The 14,419-nt window shown below is 62.6% G+C and carries 17 protein-coding genes; 6 read left to right on the top strand and 11 right to left on the bottom strand.

Going from position 1 to position 14,419, the window contains the following annotated elements; all coding sequences use genetic code 11:
* Positions 1-771 (bottom strand): cbb3-type cytochrome c oxidase subunit I (locus P7A97_RS15850; RefSeq protein WP_277690975.1); only part of this gene is annotated, 771 nt, incomplete at its 3' end.
* A 42-nt stretch (positions 772-813) separates the two neighbouring features.
* Here P7A97_RS15850 and P7A97_RS15845 point away from each other — a divergent pair.
* Positions 814-1,494, top strand: coding sequence for an alpha/beta fold hydrolase (locus tag P7A97_RS15845; RefSeq protein WP_347177305.1), 681 nt, complete (start codon positions 814-816; stop codon positions 1,492-1,494).
* Positions 1,495-1,637: 143 nt separating this feature from the next.
* On the opposite strand, the gene P7A97_RS15840 is transcribed toward P7A97_RS15845, so the two are convergent.
* On the bottom strand, positions 1,638-3,203 hold the full coding sequence (locus tag P7A97_RS15840; RefSeq protein ID WP_277690973.1) for a PAS domain-containing methyl-accepting chemotaxis protein: 1,566 nt from the start codon (positions 3,201-3,203) through the stop codon (positions 1,638-1,640).
* Positions 3,204-3,585: 382 nt separating this feature from the next.
* Positions 3,586-4,590 carry an NADP-dependent oxidoreductase gene (locus P7A97_RS15835; protein WP_277690971.1) on the bottom strand — a complete coding sequence of 335 codons (1,005 nt, stop codon included), beginning with the start codon at positions 4,588-4,590 and terminating at the stop codon, positions 3,586-3,588.
* A gap of 224 nt (positions 4,591-4,814) precedes the next feature.
* Between P7A97_RS15835 and P7A97_RS15830 the strand changes: the two genes are divergently transcribed.
* Positions 4,815-5,576: an SDR family oxidoreductase gene (locus P7A97_RS15830; protein WP_277690970.1), complete on the top strand. Its 762-nt coding sequence runs from the start codon at positions 4,815-4,817 to the stop codon at positions 5,574-5,576.
* A gap of 134 nt (positions 5,577-5,710) precedes the next feature.
* The gene (locus P7A97_RS15825; protein ID WP_277690969.1) at positions 5,711-6,607 is read left to right on the top strand and encodes a bile acid:sodium symporter family protein; all 897 of its coding nucleotides are present in this window, start codon (positions 5,711-5,713) and stop codon (positions 6,605-6,607) included.
* Between the two features lie 55 nt (positions 6,608-6,662).
* Here P7A97_RS15825 and P7A97_RS15820 read toward each other — a convergent pair whose 3' ends face one another.
* Both P7A97_RS15820 and P7A97_RS15815 read right to left on the bottom strand, forming a co-directional pair.
* Complete coding sequence (locus P7A97_RS15820) at positions 6,663-7,862, bottom strand: benzoate/H(+) symporter BenE family transporter (RefSeq protein WP_277690968.1); 1,200 nt, start codon at positions 7,860-7,862, stop codon at positions 6,663-6,665.
* Positions 7,862-8,467, bottom strand: a complete 606-nt coding sequence (locus P7A97_RS15815) for a LysE family translocator (RefSeq protein WP_277690966.1) — start codon at positions 8,465-8,467, stop codon at positions 7,862-7,864. The genes P7A97_RS15820 and P7A97_RS15815 overlap by 1 nt, the downstream gene beginning before the upstream one ends.
* 140 nt (positions 8,468-8,607) lie before the next feature.
* Here P7A97_RS15815 and P7A97_RS15810 point away from each other — a divergent pair, with 140 nt between their 5' ends.
* Positions 8,608-9,249: a hypothetical protein gene (locus P7A97_RS15810; protein WP_277690965.1), complete on the top strand. Its 642-nt coding sequence runs from the start codon at positions 8,608-8,610 to the stop codon at positions 9,247-9,249.
* 4 nt (positions 9,250-9,253) lie between these two features.
* Here P7A97_RS15810 and P7A97_RS15805 read toward each other — a convergent pair whose 3' ends face one another.
* The gene (locus tag P7A97_RS15805; protein ID WP_277690964.1) at positions 9,254-9,694 is read right to left on the bottom strand and encodes a MarR family transcriptional regulator; all 441 of its coding nucleotides are present in this window, start codon (positions 9,692-9,694) and stop codon (positions 9,254-9,256) included.
* Positions 9,695-9,776: 82 nt separating this feature from the next.
* On the opposite strand from P7A97_RS15805, the gene P7A97_RS15800 reads away from it, so the two are divergent.
* Together P7A97_RS15800 and P7A97_RS15795 are read left to right on the top strand one after the other, a co-directional pair.
* Entirely contained in the window at positions 9,777-10,955 is a 1,179-nt protein-coding gene (locus P7A97_RS15800) for a PLP-dependent aminotransferase family protein (RefSeq protein ID WP_277690963.1), read from the top strand.
* A 2-nt stretch (positions 10,956-10,957) separates the two neighbouring features.
* Positions 10,958-11,560: a glutathione S-transferase family protein gene (locus P7A97_RS15795; RefSeq protein ID WP_277690962.1), complete on the top strand. Its 603-nt coding sequence runs from the start codon at positions 10,958-10,960 to the stop codon at positions 11,558-11,560.
* Between the two features lie 42 nt (positions 11,561-11,602).
* Here P7A97_RS15795 and P7A97_RS15790 read toward each other — a convergent pair whose 3' ends face one another.
* From P7A97_RS15790 to P7A97_RS15770, 5 genes are all read right to left on the bottom strand, one after another.
* Positions 11,603-11,974, bottom strand: a complete 372-nt coding sequence (locus P7A97_RS15790) for a glutathione S-transferase N-terminal domain-containing protein (RefSeq protein WP_277690961.1) — start codon at positions 11,972-11,974, stop codon at positions 11,603-11,605.
* A gap of 137 nt (positions 11,975-12,111) precedes the next feature.
* On the bottom strand, positions 12,112-12,657 hold the full coding sequence (folE, locus tag P7A97_RS15785) for a GTP cyclohydrolase I FolE (RefSeq protein WP_277690960.1): 546 nt from the start codon (positions 12,655-12,657) through the stop codon (positions 12,112-12,114).
* A gap of 135 nt (positions 12,658-12,792) precedes the next feature.
* Positions 12,793-13,350, bottom strand: a complete 558-nt coding sequence (locus tag P7A97_RS15780; protein ID WP_277690959.1) for a Smr/MutS family protein — start codon at positions 13,348-13,350, stop codon at positions 12,793-12,795.
* A 34-nt stretch (positions 13,351-13,384) separates the two neighbouring features.
* A complete protein-coding gene (locus P7A97_RS15775) occupies positions 13,385-13,714 on the bottom strand; it encodes a hypothetical protein (protein WP_277690958.1) in 330 nt (109 codons plus the stop codon).
* An 89-nt stretch (positions 13,715-13,803) separates the two neighbouring features.
* Positions 13,804-14,397 (bottom strand): cysteine hydrolase family protein, encoded by a 594-nt coding sequence (locus tag P7A97_RS15770; protein ID WP_277690957.1) that lies wholly within the window; start codon positions 14,395-14,397, stop codon positions 13,804-13,806.
* Between the last annotated feature and the right edge of the window lie 22 nt (positions 14,398-14,419).

Raw genomic sequence — 14,419 nt, 5'->3', positions numbered from 1 at the left:
GTGCGGGCCGGCCCAGATGTACAGGGTGATCAGCGCCCAGAAGTGCACGATCGACAGGCGATAGGAGTACACCGGGCGCTCGGCCTGCTTGGGTACGAAGTAGTACATCATCCCCAGGAAGCCGGCGGTCAGGAAGAAGCCCACCGCGTTGTGCCCGTACCACCACTGGATCATCGCGTCGGTGGCACCGGCGTAGATCGAGTACGACTTGGTCAGGCTGACCGGCAGTTCCAGGTTGTTGACGATATGCAGGATCGCCACGGTGAGGATGAAGCCGCCGAAGAACCAGTTGCCGACATAGATATGCTTGGTCTTGCGCTGCATCAGCGTGCCGAAGAACACCAGCGCGTAGGCGACCCAGACGATGGTGATCAGGATGTCGATCGGCCATTCCAGCTCGGCGTATTCCTTGGAGCTGGTCCAGCCCATCGGCAAGCTGATCGCCGCTAGTACGATGACCAACTGCCAGCCCCAGAAGGTGAAGGCTGCCAGGCTGTCGGAGATCAGCCGGGTCTGGCAGGTGCGCTGCAGCGAGTAGTAGCTGGTGGCGAACAGGGCGCAGCCGCCGAAGGCGAAGATCACCGCATTGGTGTGCAGCGGTCGTAGACGGCCGAAGCTGGTCCACGGCAGGTTGAAGTTGAGTTCGGGCCAGGCCAGTTGAGCGGCGATGAACACGCCGAGCCCCATCCCGACTATGCCCCAAACCACCGTCATAATGGCGAACTGGCGGACAACCTTATAGTTGTAGGCCGCAGTGCTGGTTGTATTCATGTGTTGGGCTTCCATCCACGGTTTTTTAAAAGCAGGGCAAGCATGGGTAATGGCAAGGTGACAGTTATTGACGAGGATCAATGCCGCGCGCGGGGATGGCTGTGGAACGGGGCGGACGGAATGTCGCAGGCCACCCTGATTCTTGCCCACGGCGCAGGTGCGCCAATGGACAGCGACTTCATGCAGCGCATGGCCGGGCTGCTGGCGGCGCGCGGGGTGAACGTGCTGCGCTTCGAGTTTCCCTACATGGCGGCAAGGCGCACGGGGGGCGGCAAGCGACCGCCCAATCCGCAGGGGCAGTTGCTGGAGTGCTGGCGTGAAGTCTGGTGCGAGGTGCGCGCCGCAGTGGATGGGCCGCTGGCCATTGGCGGCAAGTCCATGGGCGGGCGCATGGCCAGCCTGCTGGCAGACGAGCTGGGCGCCGATGCCTTGGTCTGTCTGGGCTATCCCTTCTATGCCGCCGGCAAACCGGAGAAACCGCGCGTTGCACATTTGGCCGAACTGCACACGCGCACCTTGATCGCTCAGGGTGAGCGCGATGCTCTGGGCAATCGTGAGGCGGTGGCGGGTTACAGACTGGCGCCGTGTGTGAGCCTGGAGTGGCTGGCAGCGGCGGACCATGATCTGAAACCGCTGAAGGCTTCAGGTCTCACCCATGAGCAGCATCTGCAGCGTACGGCGGATGTGGTGGCGGAATTTCTGGTGCAGGGCTCGCGAAAGTAGCCAGGATGCAATCCGGGATCGGAGCAGCCGTTTTCCCGGATTGCCTCCGGGCAACAACGTGCTTGCTAAGAGGGGGCTAGCGCTCGCATGAGGCAATAAAGAAGAAGGCCGGCATTTGCCGGCCTCTTTCATGCTGCGGGACATCAGCGGTTGAAGCGCTCCACCAGGGCATACTGATCCTGGGCGGTGGCGGTCAGTTCTTCGCTGAGCTGGGCGGTGTCATGCGCCTCGGAGGCTGTCTGGTCGGCCAGTTGGGCGATGGTGGTGATGTTCTGGTTGATTTCGTCGGCTACTGCGCTCTGCTCTTCGGCCGCTGCGGCAATCTGATTGGCCATGTCGGCGATATTGGCCACGGCATCGCTGATGCCGGCCAGCGCCTCGTCGGCGCGCTGCACGCGTGCCACACCCTCATCGGCTTGTTGGCGGCCAACCTCCATGGTCATCACGGCCTCTTCGGCCGTGCGCTGCAGCTTGGCGATCAGGCCGTGGATCTGTTCGGTGGACTCCGCAGTGCGCTGCGCCAGCGAACGAACCTCGTCGGCCACCACGGCGAAGCCGCGGCCCATTTCGCCGGCGCGTGCTGCTTCGATGGCAGCGTTTAGGGCCAGCAGGTTGGTCTGGTCGGCAATGCCTTTGATGACATCGACCACGCCGCCGATCTCGTTGCTGTCCTGGGCCAGGCGCGAAACGGTTTCGCCGGTGTCGCCAACCGAGGCGGACAGGCGCTGGATGGCCTCGCGGGTTTGCGCGGCGACCTGGCGGCCTTCGCCGGTCAGGCGATTGGCTTCCTGGGTGGCGATAGCAGTGCGCGCCACATTGCTTGCTACCTCAAGCGTGGTGGCGGCCATTTCGTTGATTGCGGTCGCCACCTGCTCGGTTTCCACACGCTGGCGCTCCAGGCCGGCGGAGCTGTTGTGCGATAGCTTGTCGGCCTCGCGGGCCTGGCTGGTCAGCCGCTCGGCGCTGTCCTGCAGGCGAGTCAGACAGGTCTTCAGGCGTGCTTCCTGGCTGAGCATGGCCATCTCGAGTCGCGCCTCGGCCCCGCGGCTGTCCGTATACATCTGTGCGATCAGCGGGTCTGAAGTGGTCTGCTCGGCCAGGCGCAGCAGGCGCTTGGTTCCGCGGGTCTGCCAGGTGATGCCGGCCAGACCCAGAGGGATGGAGAGCAGCGCGGCAAGGAGAAAGCCCCAGGTCGAACCGACCCAATGGCCGATCAAAAAACCGACCTGGCTAACCAGGATGAATGGCAGCCAGGCCTGTAGAACGGGAAGCCAGCGGTCCGTGCTGGGGATGGCCGGCTTGCTTGCATTGAGGCGTGCATAGAGCGCTTCTGCTCGTCGTATTTGCTCAGCGCTGGGCTTGGAACGTACCGATTCATAGCCAACGACCTGGCCTTTATCCAGCATGGGCGTGACATAGGCATTGACCCAGTAATGGTCGCCGTTTTTGCAACGGTTCTTCACGATCCCCATCCAGGGGCGGCCCTTTTTCAGCGTCTGCCACATGTGCTCGAACACCGCAGGCGGCACATCCGGGTGGCGCACGATATTGTGTGGCGCACGGATCAGTTCTTCGCGCTCGAAACCGCTGATCTCGATGAAGGCCTGGTTGCAATAGGTGATTTGGCCTTTCAGGTCCGTGGTAGAGATCAGGCGTTGCTGAGCAGGGAAGGTTCGTTCGCGCTGAGTGATCGGCTGGTTGTTTCGCATGGGTATCGCTTTTGGCAATAGATGATGTATGCCGGCGCATCGGCCGTTTCAGGAATAAGTTTAACGACTGCGCGGCGGGGCGGCAGATAAAACTGCGCCAGTGTCGGGTCTGTATCTGTAGGGTTGGTTTGGCGTGTGCTGGATAGTGGTGCCCGGCACGGTCGCAAATGACCTGTGGCCAAGAAGTGTGGCTGCTCACGGATATCAGCATCGCTTCGGTGAACTTCGGCCAACGCTCGCTGGAAGTGATCGACATTGAGCGTCGTTGATGCTCGTACGTCAGGCAAGCCGGCACGGGTAAGCTGAAAGACGAAAGGGGCGACCTACAGGCCGCCCCTTTCGTTCTGCCAGGTGTTGCTCGCTGCTTTTGTCGCGGTCTGACTTAGCGAACCTTGAGCACCAGTTTGCCGAAGTTCTCGCCGGTGAACAGCTTGCTCAGGGTTTCCGGGAAGGTTTCCAGACCTTCGACGATGTCCTCCTTGCTCTTCAGCTTGCCTTCGGCCATCCAGCCGCCCATTTCCTTGGCGGCATCGGCGAACTGCGCGGCGTAATCCATTACCACGAAGCCTTCCATGCGTGCACGGTTGACCAGCAGCGACAGGTAGTTGGCCGGGCCTTTGACGTTTTCCTTGTTGTTGTACTGGCTGATGGCGCCGCAGATGACGATGCGGGCCTTGGGCGCGATGCGGGTCAGTACGGCGTCGAGGATCTCGCCGCCGACGTTGTCGAAGTACACGTCCACGCCTTTCGGGCACTCACGCTTGAGGGCCGCATGCAGGTCTTCGCTCTTGTAGTCGATCACGCCGTCGAAGCCGAGTTCATCCTTCAACAGTTTGCATTTCTCGGCGCCGCCAGCGATGCCGACCACGCGGCAGCCCTTGATCTTGGCAATTTGTCCGACCACGCTGCCCACCGCACCGGCCGCGCCGGAAATCACCACGGTGTCGCCTTCTTTCGGCTGGCCGACGTCGAGGAAGGCGAAGTAGGCGGTCATGCCGGTCATGCCCAGGGCCGAGAGGTACAGCGGCAGTGGCGCGCGGCTGGGGTCGACCTTGTAGAAACCGCGCGGCTCACCGCAGAAGTAGTCCTGCACGCCGAGGGCGCCGTTGACGTGGTCGCCGACGGCGAAGTCCGGGTGGTTGGAGGCGATCACCTTGCCCACACCGAGGGCACGCATGACTTCGCCGATGCCCACCGGCGGAATGTAGGACTTGGCATCGTTCATCCAGCCACGCATGGCCGGGTCCAGCGACAGGTAGAGGTTTTCCACCAGAATCTGGTTAGGGCCGGGCTCGCCTACCGGGGCTTCCACATAGGTGAAGGTGTCGCGAGTGGCCGCGCCGACCGGGCGTTTGGCAAGCAGGAACTGGCGGTTGGTCTGGGACATGGCAGGAACTCCAAGAAGTGAAGTGGTGGTGATAGACCGCTGCAGGCTAGGCGGCAAGGTTCGTTACTTAACAGAATGCTTTGGTATGAATTTGGTTGATTACCCTTGTCGCTCTTTATCACTCGTTTGGATGCGCCTTTCTATGCCGACCTGATAGTGCTGACGCAGCAAGGCCGGGGCTGGCTAGACTCGGCTACAGATTTCAGCCCTTCGAGGATGCATAGATGAGCATGAGTTTCTCCGGCAAGGTTGCCCTGGTTACTGGTGGTGCTGCAGGCATTGGTCGCGCGACTGCGCTGGCCTTTGCCGCCGAAGGGCTGCAGGTGGTGGTGTCCGATGTCGATGTGGCAGGCGGCGAAGGCACCGTACAGCTGATTCGTGATGCGGGTGGCGAAGCGACCTTCGTGCGTTGCGATGTCAGCCGCGACACCGAGGTACAGGCGCTGATGGCCCAGGTGGTGGCCAGCTACGGTCGCCTGGACTACGCCTTCAACAACGCCGGCATCGAGATCGAGAAGGGCAAGCTGGCCGACGGCAGCGAGGATGAGTTCGACGCCATCATGGGCGTCAACGTCAAAGGCGTATGGCTGTGCATGAAGCACCAGTTGCCGATCATGCTGGCCCAGGGCGGTGGCGCCATCGTCAACACCGCCTCGATTGCCGGGTTGGGGGCCGCGCCCAAGATGAGTATTTACGCCGCCTCCAAGCATGCAGTCATCGGCCTGACCAAGTCGGCCGCCGTCGAGTACGGCAAGAAGAAGATCCGCGTCAATGCCGTGTGCCCGGCGGTGATCGATACCGACATGTTCCGCCGTGCTTACGAAGCCGACCCGAAGAAGGCCGAGTTCGTAGCAGGCATGCACCCTGTCGGGCGCATTGGCAAAGTCGAGGAGATCGCCGCTGCGGTGCTGTATCTGTGCAGTGATGCAGCCGGTTTTACCACCGGCCATGCCTTGGCGGTCGATGGCGGGGCCACCGCAATCTGACGAAAAGGGCGCCCTAGGGCGCCCTTTTTGCATTCTGTTACGAGTACCCAGCTCTTTGGCACGCAAAGCCAGTTACAAGGTTTGTCTGGCTCGACAAGAATCGCCGCAGCCCTTCGTTCCGGAGAACAACAATAATGACTGCTTCACCCTTGCTGACCGCGTTCCTTCCTATCGCCCTGGGCATCATCATGCTCGGCCTGGGCCTGTCATTGACCGTGGCCGACTTCATGCGGGTGGTCAAATACCCGAAGCCTGTAATGATCGGTCTGGGCTGTCAGCTGCTGTTGCTGCCGCTGGTGTGCTTTTTCATCGTCAAGGGCTTTGGCCTGGCGCCGGCGCTGGCCGTGGGCCTGATGCTGCTGGCAGCTTCGCCTGGCGGCACCAGCGCCAACCTCTACAGCCATCTGGCTCATGGTGACGTCGCCCTGAACATCACATTGACGGCAGTCAACTCGGTGGTAGCGATCCTCACCATGCCGCTGATCGTCAACCTGTCGCTGGCTTACTTCATGGAAGGCGATCAGGCCATTCCGCTGCAGTTCGCCAAAGTAGTGCAGGTGTTCGCCATTGTGCTCGGGCCGGTGGCCATCGGCATGGTCATCCGCCGGTTGGCGCCGGGCTTCGCTCAGGCTATGGAGAAGCCGGTGAAGATCATCTCCGCGCTGTTCCTGCTGCTGGTGGTGATATTGGCCTTCGTCAAGGACTGGCAGACCGTGGTCGAGTACGCCCCGGTGGTGGGTATGGCGGCGCTGCTGTTCAACCTGATCAGCCTTGCCGTGGGGTATGGTGTGCCGCGCCTGATGAAGTTGCCTCGCCGCCAGGCCGTGGCCATTGGCATGGAGATCGGTATTCACAACGGCACCCTGGCCATCGCCCTGGCACTCAGCCCGATGTTGCTGAACAACGCCACCATGGGCATCCCGGCGGCAATCTACAGCTTCATTATGTTCTTCACCGCGGCGGCGTTTGGCTGGTGGGTCAACTTCGCCCACGGCAAGGAGCTGGCGGCGGAGGAAGCCGAAGCGGCGTAAATCACATGCAATAAAAAGCCCGGGTACTTCCCGGGCTTTTTTGTGGTTGTCTCACTCAGCTTTTGCGCCAGTTGAGCATCAACAGGGTCACGGCCCCACCGACCAGGCCCCAGAAGGCCGAGCCGATGCCGAGCAGGGTCATGCCCGAGGCGGTGATCATGAAGGTGATCAGCGCCGCATCGCGCTCCGCCGGGGCGTTCATCGCCTGGGCCAGACCGTTGCCGATGGAGCCGAGCAGGGCCAGGGCCGCGATGGATAGCACAAGGGCGCTAGGGAAGGCGGCAAACAGCGAGGCCAGGGTCGCGGCGAAGATCCCGGCTAGGCCACAGAACACGCCGTTCCACAACGCAGCGGTGTAGCGCTTGTGCTTGTCTTCATGGGCCTCCGGGCCGGTGCAGATCGCGGCACTGATCGCGGCCAGGTTGATGCCGTGGGAGCCGAAGGGCGCCAGCAGCAGCGAGGCGATGCCTGTGGTAGCGATCAGTGGTGAGGGGGGCAGGTCGTAGCCGTCGGTGCGCAGCACGGCGATGCCGGGAATGTTCTGCGAGGCCATTGCTACCACGAACAGCGGAATGCCGATGCTGATCGCCGCACTCCAGGAGAAGCTCGGCGTGGTCCATACCGGCACGGCTACCTGCAGTTTGAAGTGGCTGAAATCCAGCATGCCCTGGGCGCCGGCGACTACACCACCGACCAGCAGCGCCACCATCACCGCATAGCGTGGCAACAGGCGTTTGCACAGCAGAAAGCTGAAGAACATCGCCAGCACCAGCAAGGTACTGGTCTGCGCGGCGATGAAGATCTCGCTGCCGATGCGAAACAGAATACCGGCCAGAAGCGCCGCGGCGAGCGAGGCGGGCAGGTGACGCATGACCCGCTCGAAGGTACCGGACAGCCCCAGCACGGCGAGCAGCACAGCACAGACCACGAAGGCGCCAATCGCTTCCGGGTAACTTACGCCGGGCATGCTGGTGATCAGCAGCACCGCGCCGGGCGTCGACCAGGCCACTACGACCGGGGCGCGATAGCGCAGTGACAGGCCGATGGTGCAGATGGCCATGCCGATCGACAGCGCCCACAGCCAGGAAGAAATCTGTGCGGTACTCAAGCCGGCGGCCTGGCCGGCTTGGAACATCAGCACCAGGGTGCTGGTGTAACCGGTCAGGGCGGCGACGAAGCCGGCGACCACGGCGGAGGGGGAGGAATCGGCGAAAGGGCGCAGGCGCTTGACGCTGTCCATGGTGCTGTCGGTCATCAGAAACTGTCCTTGAGGATAGGGTAGAGCGAGGCCACCAGCAGCAGGGCCATGGCGATGTTGAAGGCGCGCAATATCGCCGGGCGATTCAGCCAGCGGCGCAGCAGGCTGCCGGCCACGGCCCACAGGCTGCAGGTCGGGCAGTTGACCAGTGCAAAGAGGGCGGCGATCAGCAGCACATTGGTCAGAAAGCCTTCCTGCGGCGTATAGGTAGTGATGGCGCCGATGGCCATGATCCAGGCCTTGGGGTTGATCCACTGGAATGCGGCTGCCTGAAGGAAAGTAAAGGGTTTGCCCGTACTTTGACCGTTTGCATCCGGCGCGCCAGCCCCGGCAATCTTCCAAGCCAGGTACAGCAGGTAGACCGCGCCGCCATAGCGCAGCGCCGTGTACAGCGCCGGAAACTGTTCGAACAGCTGGCCCAGGCCCAGGCCGACGGAGGCCACCAGCACCATGAAGCCCAGGCTGATGCCGAGCAGATGCGGCAGGCTGCGGCGCACGCCGAAGTTCACCCCGGAAGCCAGCAACATGGTGTTGTTCGGGCCGGGCGTGATGGAGGTGACGAAAGCGAAAAGCACAAAAGCGAGCAGCAGTTCCGGGGTCATGATAGTGATTCTCCGAGGTTGCTGGCAGCCTATGCGCTGTGCAGGCGGTCGTCCCGATACAGCGATACCGTCAATCGGCGGTACAGTTTTTGCCACTGTGCTTGGCTGGAAATACTGTTCTCCTCTCATAAGGAAATGCCATGGATCCGAACAATCCCTATGCCGCACCGCAAGTCGCGCTGATTGATGAACAGGCTCCCCGCTCACTGGCGGGGTGGAGCGTCGGGCAGCTGCAACTGCTGGCCTGGCTGAGCCTGGCCTCGATCGCCATGATTCTGGTGTCGCTGCTGGCGGTCATGTTTGCAGCTGAGCAGCCGGGCTCGCTCAGCGAGCGCGTGGGCGACTGGCTGGGCCTGTTGTCGACGGTGTTGGGCTGTTATCTGCTGCTGCGCCTGAGGACGTTTCTGGAGCAGCGTTTCGCCGCCAAGGGGCTCTTGATCCCCATTGCCCTGATCATTGTGTTTAGCCTGCTGGCCGAGGGACTTGACTGGCTCTGGGGGGATGCGATCTTCACGGAGCTGGGCTGGAAGACCCTGGGTTTCTTCGCCACGATCATGCTGATGGGCGTGATGACGCTGTGGCTGGGAATTGTTTTGCTGCGTATCGCCAACCCCTATCCAGCGCTACGGGTGATGGCCTGGATGGAGATCGTCGGTGGCGGAATGTTCGCTTCGGTGGTGCTAGTGGTCGTTGCCATTATCCCGCTACTGGGTGGCACGCTGGCCATGGCGCTGGTGTTCTTCCGCGGTGCCCGCGAGCTGAAGGGCAATCAGGCCGCCTGATCGCTCAGTTTTTTTGAGTGTTGGCCAGGGCCTGGTTGACCGCCAGCCAGGCCTGCATGGCCGGTTCGCCGGCTTCCTGCAGTACGCGCTCCAGCAGCTTGCTCTGTTCCCGGCGCAAGGCTTTTTCCAGCTTGCTGCCCTCGCTGGTGAGCGCCAGCTGGCGTTTGCGTTTGTCATCCGTGGCCGCCACGCTCTCCACCATGTGCATTTCCTGCAGCTGGCGCAGTGGCGTATTCAGCGCCTGCTTGCTGACCCCCAGATAACCGAGCAGCTGGCTGACGCTCAGCCCCGGATGGCGGGCGATGAAGAACAGGATGCGGTGGTGAACCCGCGACAGGCCGCGCTTGGCCAGCATCTCGTCGGGCTTGGCGGTGAAGGCCTGGTAGCCAAAGAAGAAGGCCGCCATGGCACTCTGCTGCATGGTTGGGTTTTTCAGGTCAAGCATATTGACGTATCCATCGCGGCCGGCGTAGTTTCGGTCAACCAGTTTGACCCAATTTTCCCTGCCTGTGCTACCCGGTGATTCCATGGCCTTCTCCGAACGCGTTGCCCGCCTGAAAAGCTCCCTGATTCGCGAAATCCTTGCTGCGGCGCAGCGCCCGGAGGTGATGTCCTTTGCCGGCGGCTTGCCCGCCGAGCCGATGCTGCCCAAGGTGGACTGGAGCGAAATGCCGGCCTCGCTGGGTCAGTACGGCATGAGCGAGGGCGAGCCTGCACTGCGCGAGGCAATTGCCGCCGAGGCCAACAAGCTCGGCGTGAAATGCGATGCCAGTCAGGTGCTGATCACCTGCGGCTCGCAGCAGACGCTGGATCTGGCGAGCAAGCTGTTTATCGATCCGGGCACCGAGATCCTGGTCGAGGCGCCGACCTACCTGGCCGCGCTGCAGTCGTTCCAGCTATTCGGCGCCGATTGCATCACCGTGCCCCAGGAGGCCGACGGCCCCGAGCTGGAAGCGCTGCGCGAGCGCCTGCAGAGCCACAAGCCGGCCTTCGCCTACCTGATCCCGACCTTCCAGAACCCGTCTGCCGTGCGCTACAGCGAGGCCAAGCGTGATGCCGTGGCGGCGCTGCTCGACGAGTTCAACGTCACCCTGATCGAAGACGAACCGTACCGCGAGCTGGTGTTCGATGCCGGCAGTGCCACGCCCATTGTCAGCCGTATGCAGCGTGCCAGCTGGATCTACACCGGTACTGTGTCGAAGACCCTGCTGCCGGGCCTGCGCGTCGGCTTCCTGATCGCCACGCCCGACCTGTTCCCGCACCTGCTGCGCCTGAAGCAGGCCGCCGACCTGCACACCAACCGCATTGGTCAATGGCAGGCGCTGCAGTGGTTCGGCACCGAGAAATACGCTGCCCATCTGGCCGAGTTGCGCGACTTCTACCGGGTGCGCCGCGATGCCATGCAGCTGGCGTTGGAGGAGCACTTCGGCGACCTGGCCAGCTGGCAGGTGCCGCAGGGCGGCTTGTTCTTCTGGCTGACGTTGAACAACAAGCTGGACACTCGCACGCTGCTGCAGCCGGCCATGGCACAGAACGTCGCGTTCATGCCGGGCGAGCCGTTCTTCGTCGACCCGGATGCCAACCCCGGGCATCTGCGCCTGAACTTCAGCCATGTTCCGCCGGAAAAGCTCGGCGAGGGCCTGCGCCGCCTGGCGGCGGTCATCCGCGAAGCGCAGGGCGCTCTGCATGCACAAGGAGGTCAATAGCCATGCTCAAGGTTTACGGCGACTATCGTTCCGGCAACTGCTACAAGGTCAAGCTGATGCTGCACCTGCTCGGGCACGAGTATCAGTGGCTGCCGATCAACATCCTCAAAGGTGAAACCCAGACCGCCGAATTTCTGGCCAAGAACCCCAACGGCAAGATTCCGGTACTGGAGCTGGAGGACGGCACGTTCCTCTGGGAGTCCAATGCCATCCTCAATTTCCTTGCCGATGGCAGCGAGTTCATTCCGGCCGAGCCGCGCCTGCGCACGCAGATGCTGCAGTGGCAGTTCTTCGAGCAATACAGCCACGAGCCCTATGTGGCGGTGGCGCGTTTCATCCAGCTGTATCAGGGGCTGCCGGAAGCCCGCCGCGCCGAGTACGAGAATTGCCACAAGGGTGGCTACAAGGCCTTCAAGGTGATGGAGCAGCAGCTGCAGCGCACGCCCTATCTGGTGGGTGAGCAGTTCACTCTGGCCGATATTGCGCTGTATGCCTACACCCATGTCGCCGATGAGGGCGGCTTCGACCTTGCGGCATACCCGGCGATCAATGCCTGGCTGGCACGCGTCGCCAGCCATCCACGCTATGTGAGCATGTTCGGCTGAATCGTGCCGGGGAGGGGCTGTTGACTGGCCCTTCCCAGGCGCTTACTGCGCCGCGAAGCGCTGGTCCAGGTAGGCGGCGATGGCCTTGGACTCATACAGCCAGCGAACTTCACCCTCATCCTCGATGCGCAGGCAGGGCACCTGGATCTTGCCGCCCTGTTCCAGCAGCGCCTGGCGGTGCGTTGCATCGTTCTTGGCATCGCGCAGTGCCACCGGCACGTTCAAACGATGCAGGTGACGGCGGGTCTTCACGCAGAACGGGCAGGCGTGGAACTGATACAGGGCCATCCCAGCGGCTTCTCGTTCGACTTGTGCCTGGCTTTGCGGGCTGCGTTTGAGCTTGCGCGGACGGGTGATGAAGTCGAGAAAGATGATGATCTGGCCGAGGCCGATCCGCAGTGCCTTGAGAAGCATCGTAAGATCCTGATGGGTTGAAAAGGGCGGCAGGGTACCCGAGTTCAGGGGCGCGGGTACAACCACATGTCGTTGCCCCTCCGTTAACTGGGCACAAAAAAACCGGCCGACAGGCCGGTTCTTCGGCGTCGCGCCAGTCAGCGAGTCAGGCTGAGGAACTCGCTGCGGGTGGCGGCGTTTTCGCGGAACTGACCGAGCATCACGGAAGTGACCATGGAGGAGTTCTGCTTCTCCACGCCGCGCATCATCATGCACATGTGCTGGGCTTCGATCACCACGGCCACGCCGAGCGCGCCGGTAACTTGCTGAACCGCTTCGGCGATCTGACGGCTGAGGCTTTCCTGGATCTGCAGGCGGCGGGCATACATGTCGACGATGCGCGCTACCTTGGACAGGCCCAGCACCTTGCCATTAGGGATATAGGCGACATGAGCCTTGCCAATGAATGGCAGCATGTGGTGCTCGCACAGCGAGTAAAGCTCGATGTTCTTTACCAGCACCATTTCGCTGCTGTCGGAGCTGAACAGGGCTCCGTTGGTCACTTCCTCAAGTGTCTGCTGGTAGCCACGACAGAGATACTGCATGGCTTTGGCTGCACGCTTGGGGGTGTCGACCAGGCCTTCGCGGCTTACATCCTCGCCGATCTGGCCGAGAATCGCGGTGTATTGCTGTTCCAGGGACATAGGTCTTCCTGTGGGGGTGAAGAGGCACAGGGGCGCAGGGTAGGGCGCGGGCGCACCGCTTGCAAGCGCCGAATGCGCCAGTACAGCCTGCTTCTGGGTGGTTGCCGTGACGCTCGGGGCTCGGTTGCCAGCCGTTTACTCGTCGCGTCCGTCGAGCATGGTGCGTTTGAGCAATACATAAACGGCACCGGTGCCTCCATGCTTGGGCAGGCAGGAGGTGAAGCCGAGTACCTGTGGGTGCTGGCGCAGCCAGGTGTTGACGTGGCTTTTGATCATCGGGCGCTTACCGTCCATGCGTACGGCTTTGCCATGGGTGACGCGGGCGCAGCGCACTTCCATGCGGGCGGCTTCGGCAAAGAAGTCCCAGAGGATTTCGCGAGCCTTCTCGACGCTCATGCCATGCAGGTCCAGGCTGCCATCAAAGGGCACCTGGCCGGCTTTGAGCTTGCGCATCTGGCCGTCCTGTACGCCGTCGCGGGCCCAGTAGAGTTCGTCCTCGGCGCCGACATCGATAACGAACTGGTCGGAAAGACCGTCGACACGGACCTCATCGGTTTTTACCGTTGCAGCCTGGCGCAGGGTATTGAGTTGCTTGCGATCGGGTTTCGGCTTGCCGGTATCGGCGCGGTCATGGCGGATGGGCTTGACCCCGCGCACGGCGGACTGGAACAGAGAGAAATCGTCGTCTTGCATGAAGGCCTCCACGGAAGCGGCGAGTTTACCGGCTTCAGTGGCGTTTTTTCAGCAGGCCGGGCGACAGGCTCAGGTCTGCGCCGCGGTTGCGCCGCATACGCCTCCGGCAACGGCGCCAAACATTGATGCCGCCCCAGAGCAGGAACATGCCGAACAGCAGCAGAGTGATGGCGGCGCCGATGCTGTCGTTTAGCGGGCCGAGAGCCGGTGGGCGGCCGAGCAAGGTGGCCGCACCGGCCATGCTCAGTAGCACACCGAAGGCGGCAAACAGGGCTGCCAGCCCGGCCAGTAGGCGCCAGCGCCAGGCGGACGAACCACGGGGGCGCAAGTGGCGAGCGTTGAAACCATCGTCGGACAACTTCATACCGATTTCCTCTTGGCGTATCGGCGCTGTGACCCGAACCCGTCCTCAGGGTTCCGGAGCCCGGTCCCTGCGGTGACCTGTTGGCTGCGCTAGAGCAAGGCGCGCGCCTGGGGCACCACCATGGCGTAGTTGTCGGACAGCGCCGCCAGGGTCATGCGATGCAGGTCACGGGCCGGGATCATGTCGCCATCATAGGGCAGGTCGCGGGTGGCGCAGGCGGCATCCACCAGGGTGCAGCGGTAGCCATAGTCCTTGGCGGCACGCACCGTGGTGCTGACGCTGGAATGGGTCATGAAGCCGCAGATGATCAGGTCCAGATGGCCGAGTTGCTGCAGGCGTTCATGCAGGTCGGTACCGGCAAAAGCGTTGGGAAGACGTTTTTCCACCAACGGCTCACCCGGCAGCGGCTCCAGTCCGCTGATGAAATTGCCGCGCGGCCCCTGGGGATCGAGCAGGCCGCCCGGTATACCCAGGTGGCGCACATGCGCCACGGGGGCGCCACAGTCGCGTGCTGCGCGTAGCAGCGTGGTGATTTCGGCGATGGCGGGCTCGATGTCAGGTAGTTGCAGGGTGCCGCTGCGATATTCCTCTTGTGCATCAATGACCAGCAAGGTCGCCTTGCTCAGGGTGGCAGGGGCATAACCGCGTCCGAGCAATTGGAACAGGGTTTTCGGTGCGGACATGGTTGGGCTCCTGTAGCTGTGA

The sequence above is a fragment of the Pseudomonas sp. GOM6 genome (assembly GCF_029537485.1).
Taxonomy (GTDB): domain Bacteria; phylum Pseudomonadota; class Gammaproteobacteria; order Pseudomonadales; family Pseudomonadaceae; genus Aquipseudomonas.
The sequence above is the reverse complement of the archived record's forward strand: the minus strand, read 5'-3'. Positions and strand labels throughout refer to the sequence as shown.

What these genes read in the sequence shown, in the direction of transcription:
- P7A97_RS15845 (WP_347177305.1), top strand. Translation starts at nt 814, where the DNA reads ATGGGTAATGGCAAGGTGACAGTTATTGACGAGGATCAATGCCGCGCG.
- P7A97_RS15840 (WP_277690973.1), bottom strand. Translation starts at nt 3,203, where the DNA reads ATGCGAAACAACCAGCCGATCACTCAGCGCGAACGAACCTTCCCTGCT.
- P7A97_RS15835 (WP_277690971.1), bottom strand. Translation starts at nt 4,590, where the DNA reads ATGTCCCAGACCAACCGCCAGTTCCTGCTTGCCAAACGCCCGGTCGGC.
- P7A97_RS15830 (WP_277690970.1), top strand. Translation starts at nt 4,815, where the DNA reads ATGAGCATGAGTTTCTCCGGCAAGGTTGCCCTGGTTACTGGTGGTGCT.
- P7A97_RS15825 (WP_277690969.1), top strand. Translation starts at nt 5,711, where the DNA reads ATGACTGCTTCACCCTTGCTGACCGCGTTCCTTCCTATCGCCCTGGGC.
- P7A97_RS15820 (WP_277690968.1), bottom strand. Translation starts at nt 7,862, where the DNA reads ATGACCGACAGCACCATGGACAGCGTCAAGCGCCTGCGCCCTTTCGCC.
- P7A97_RS15815 (WP_277690966.1), bottom strand. Translation starts at nt 8,467, where the DNA reads ATGACCCCGGAACTGCTGCTCGCTTTTGTGCTTTTCGCTTTCGTCACC.
- P7A97_RS15810 (WP_277690965.1), top strand. Translation starts at nt 8,608, where the DNA reads ATGGATCCGAACAATCCCTATGCCGCACCGCAAGTCGCGCTGATTGAT.
- P7A97_RS15805 (WP_277690964.1), bottom strand. Translation starts at nt 9,694, where the DNA reads ATGCTTGACCTGAAAAACCCAACCATGCAGCAGAGTGCCATGGCGGCC.
- P7A97_RS15800 (WP_277690963.1), top strand. Translation starts at nt 9,777, where the DNA reads ATGGCCTTCTCCGAACGCGTTGCCCGCCTGAAAAGCTCCCTGATTCGC.
- P7A97_RS15795 (WP_277690962.1), top strand. Translation starts at nt 10,958, where the DNA reads ATGCTCAAGGTTTACGGCGACTATCGTTCCGGCAACTGCTACAAGGTC.
- P7A97_RS15790 (WP_277690961.1), bottom strand. Translation starts at nt 11,974, where the DNA reads ATGCTTCTCAAGGCACTGCGGATCGGCCTCGGCCAGATCATCATCTTT.
- folE (WP_277690960.1), bottom strand. Translation starts at nt 12,657, where the DNA reads ATGTCCCTGGAACAGCAATACACCGCGATTCTCGGCCAGATCGGCGAG.
- P7A97_RS15780 (WP_277690959.1), bottom strand. Translation starts at nt 13,350, where the DNA reads ATGCAAGACGACGATTTCTCTCTGTTCCAGTCCGCCGTGCGCGGGGTC.
- P7A97_RS15775 (WP_277690958.1), bottom strand. Translation starts at nt 13,714, where the DNA reads ATGAAGTTGTCCGACGATGGTTTCAACGCTCGCCACTTGCGCCCCCGT.
- P7A97_RS15770 (WP_277690957.1), bottom strand. Translation starts at nt 14,397, where the DNA reads ATGTCCGCACCGAAAACCCTGTTCCAATTGCTCGGACGCGGTTATGCC.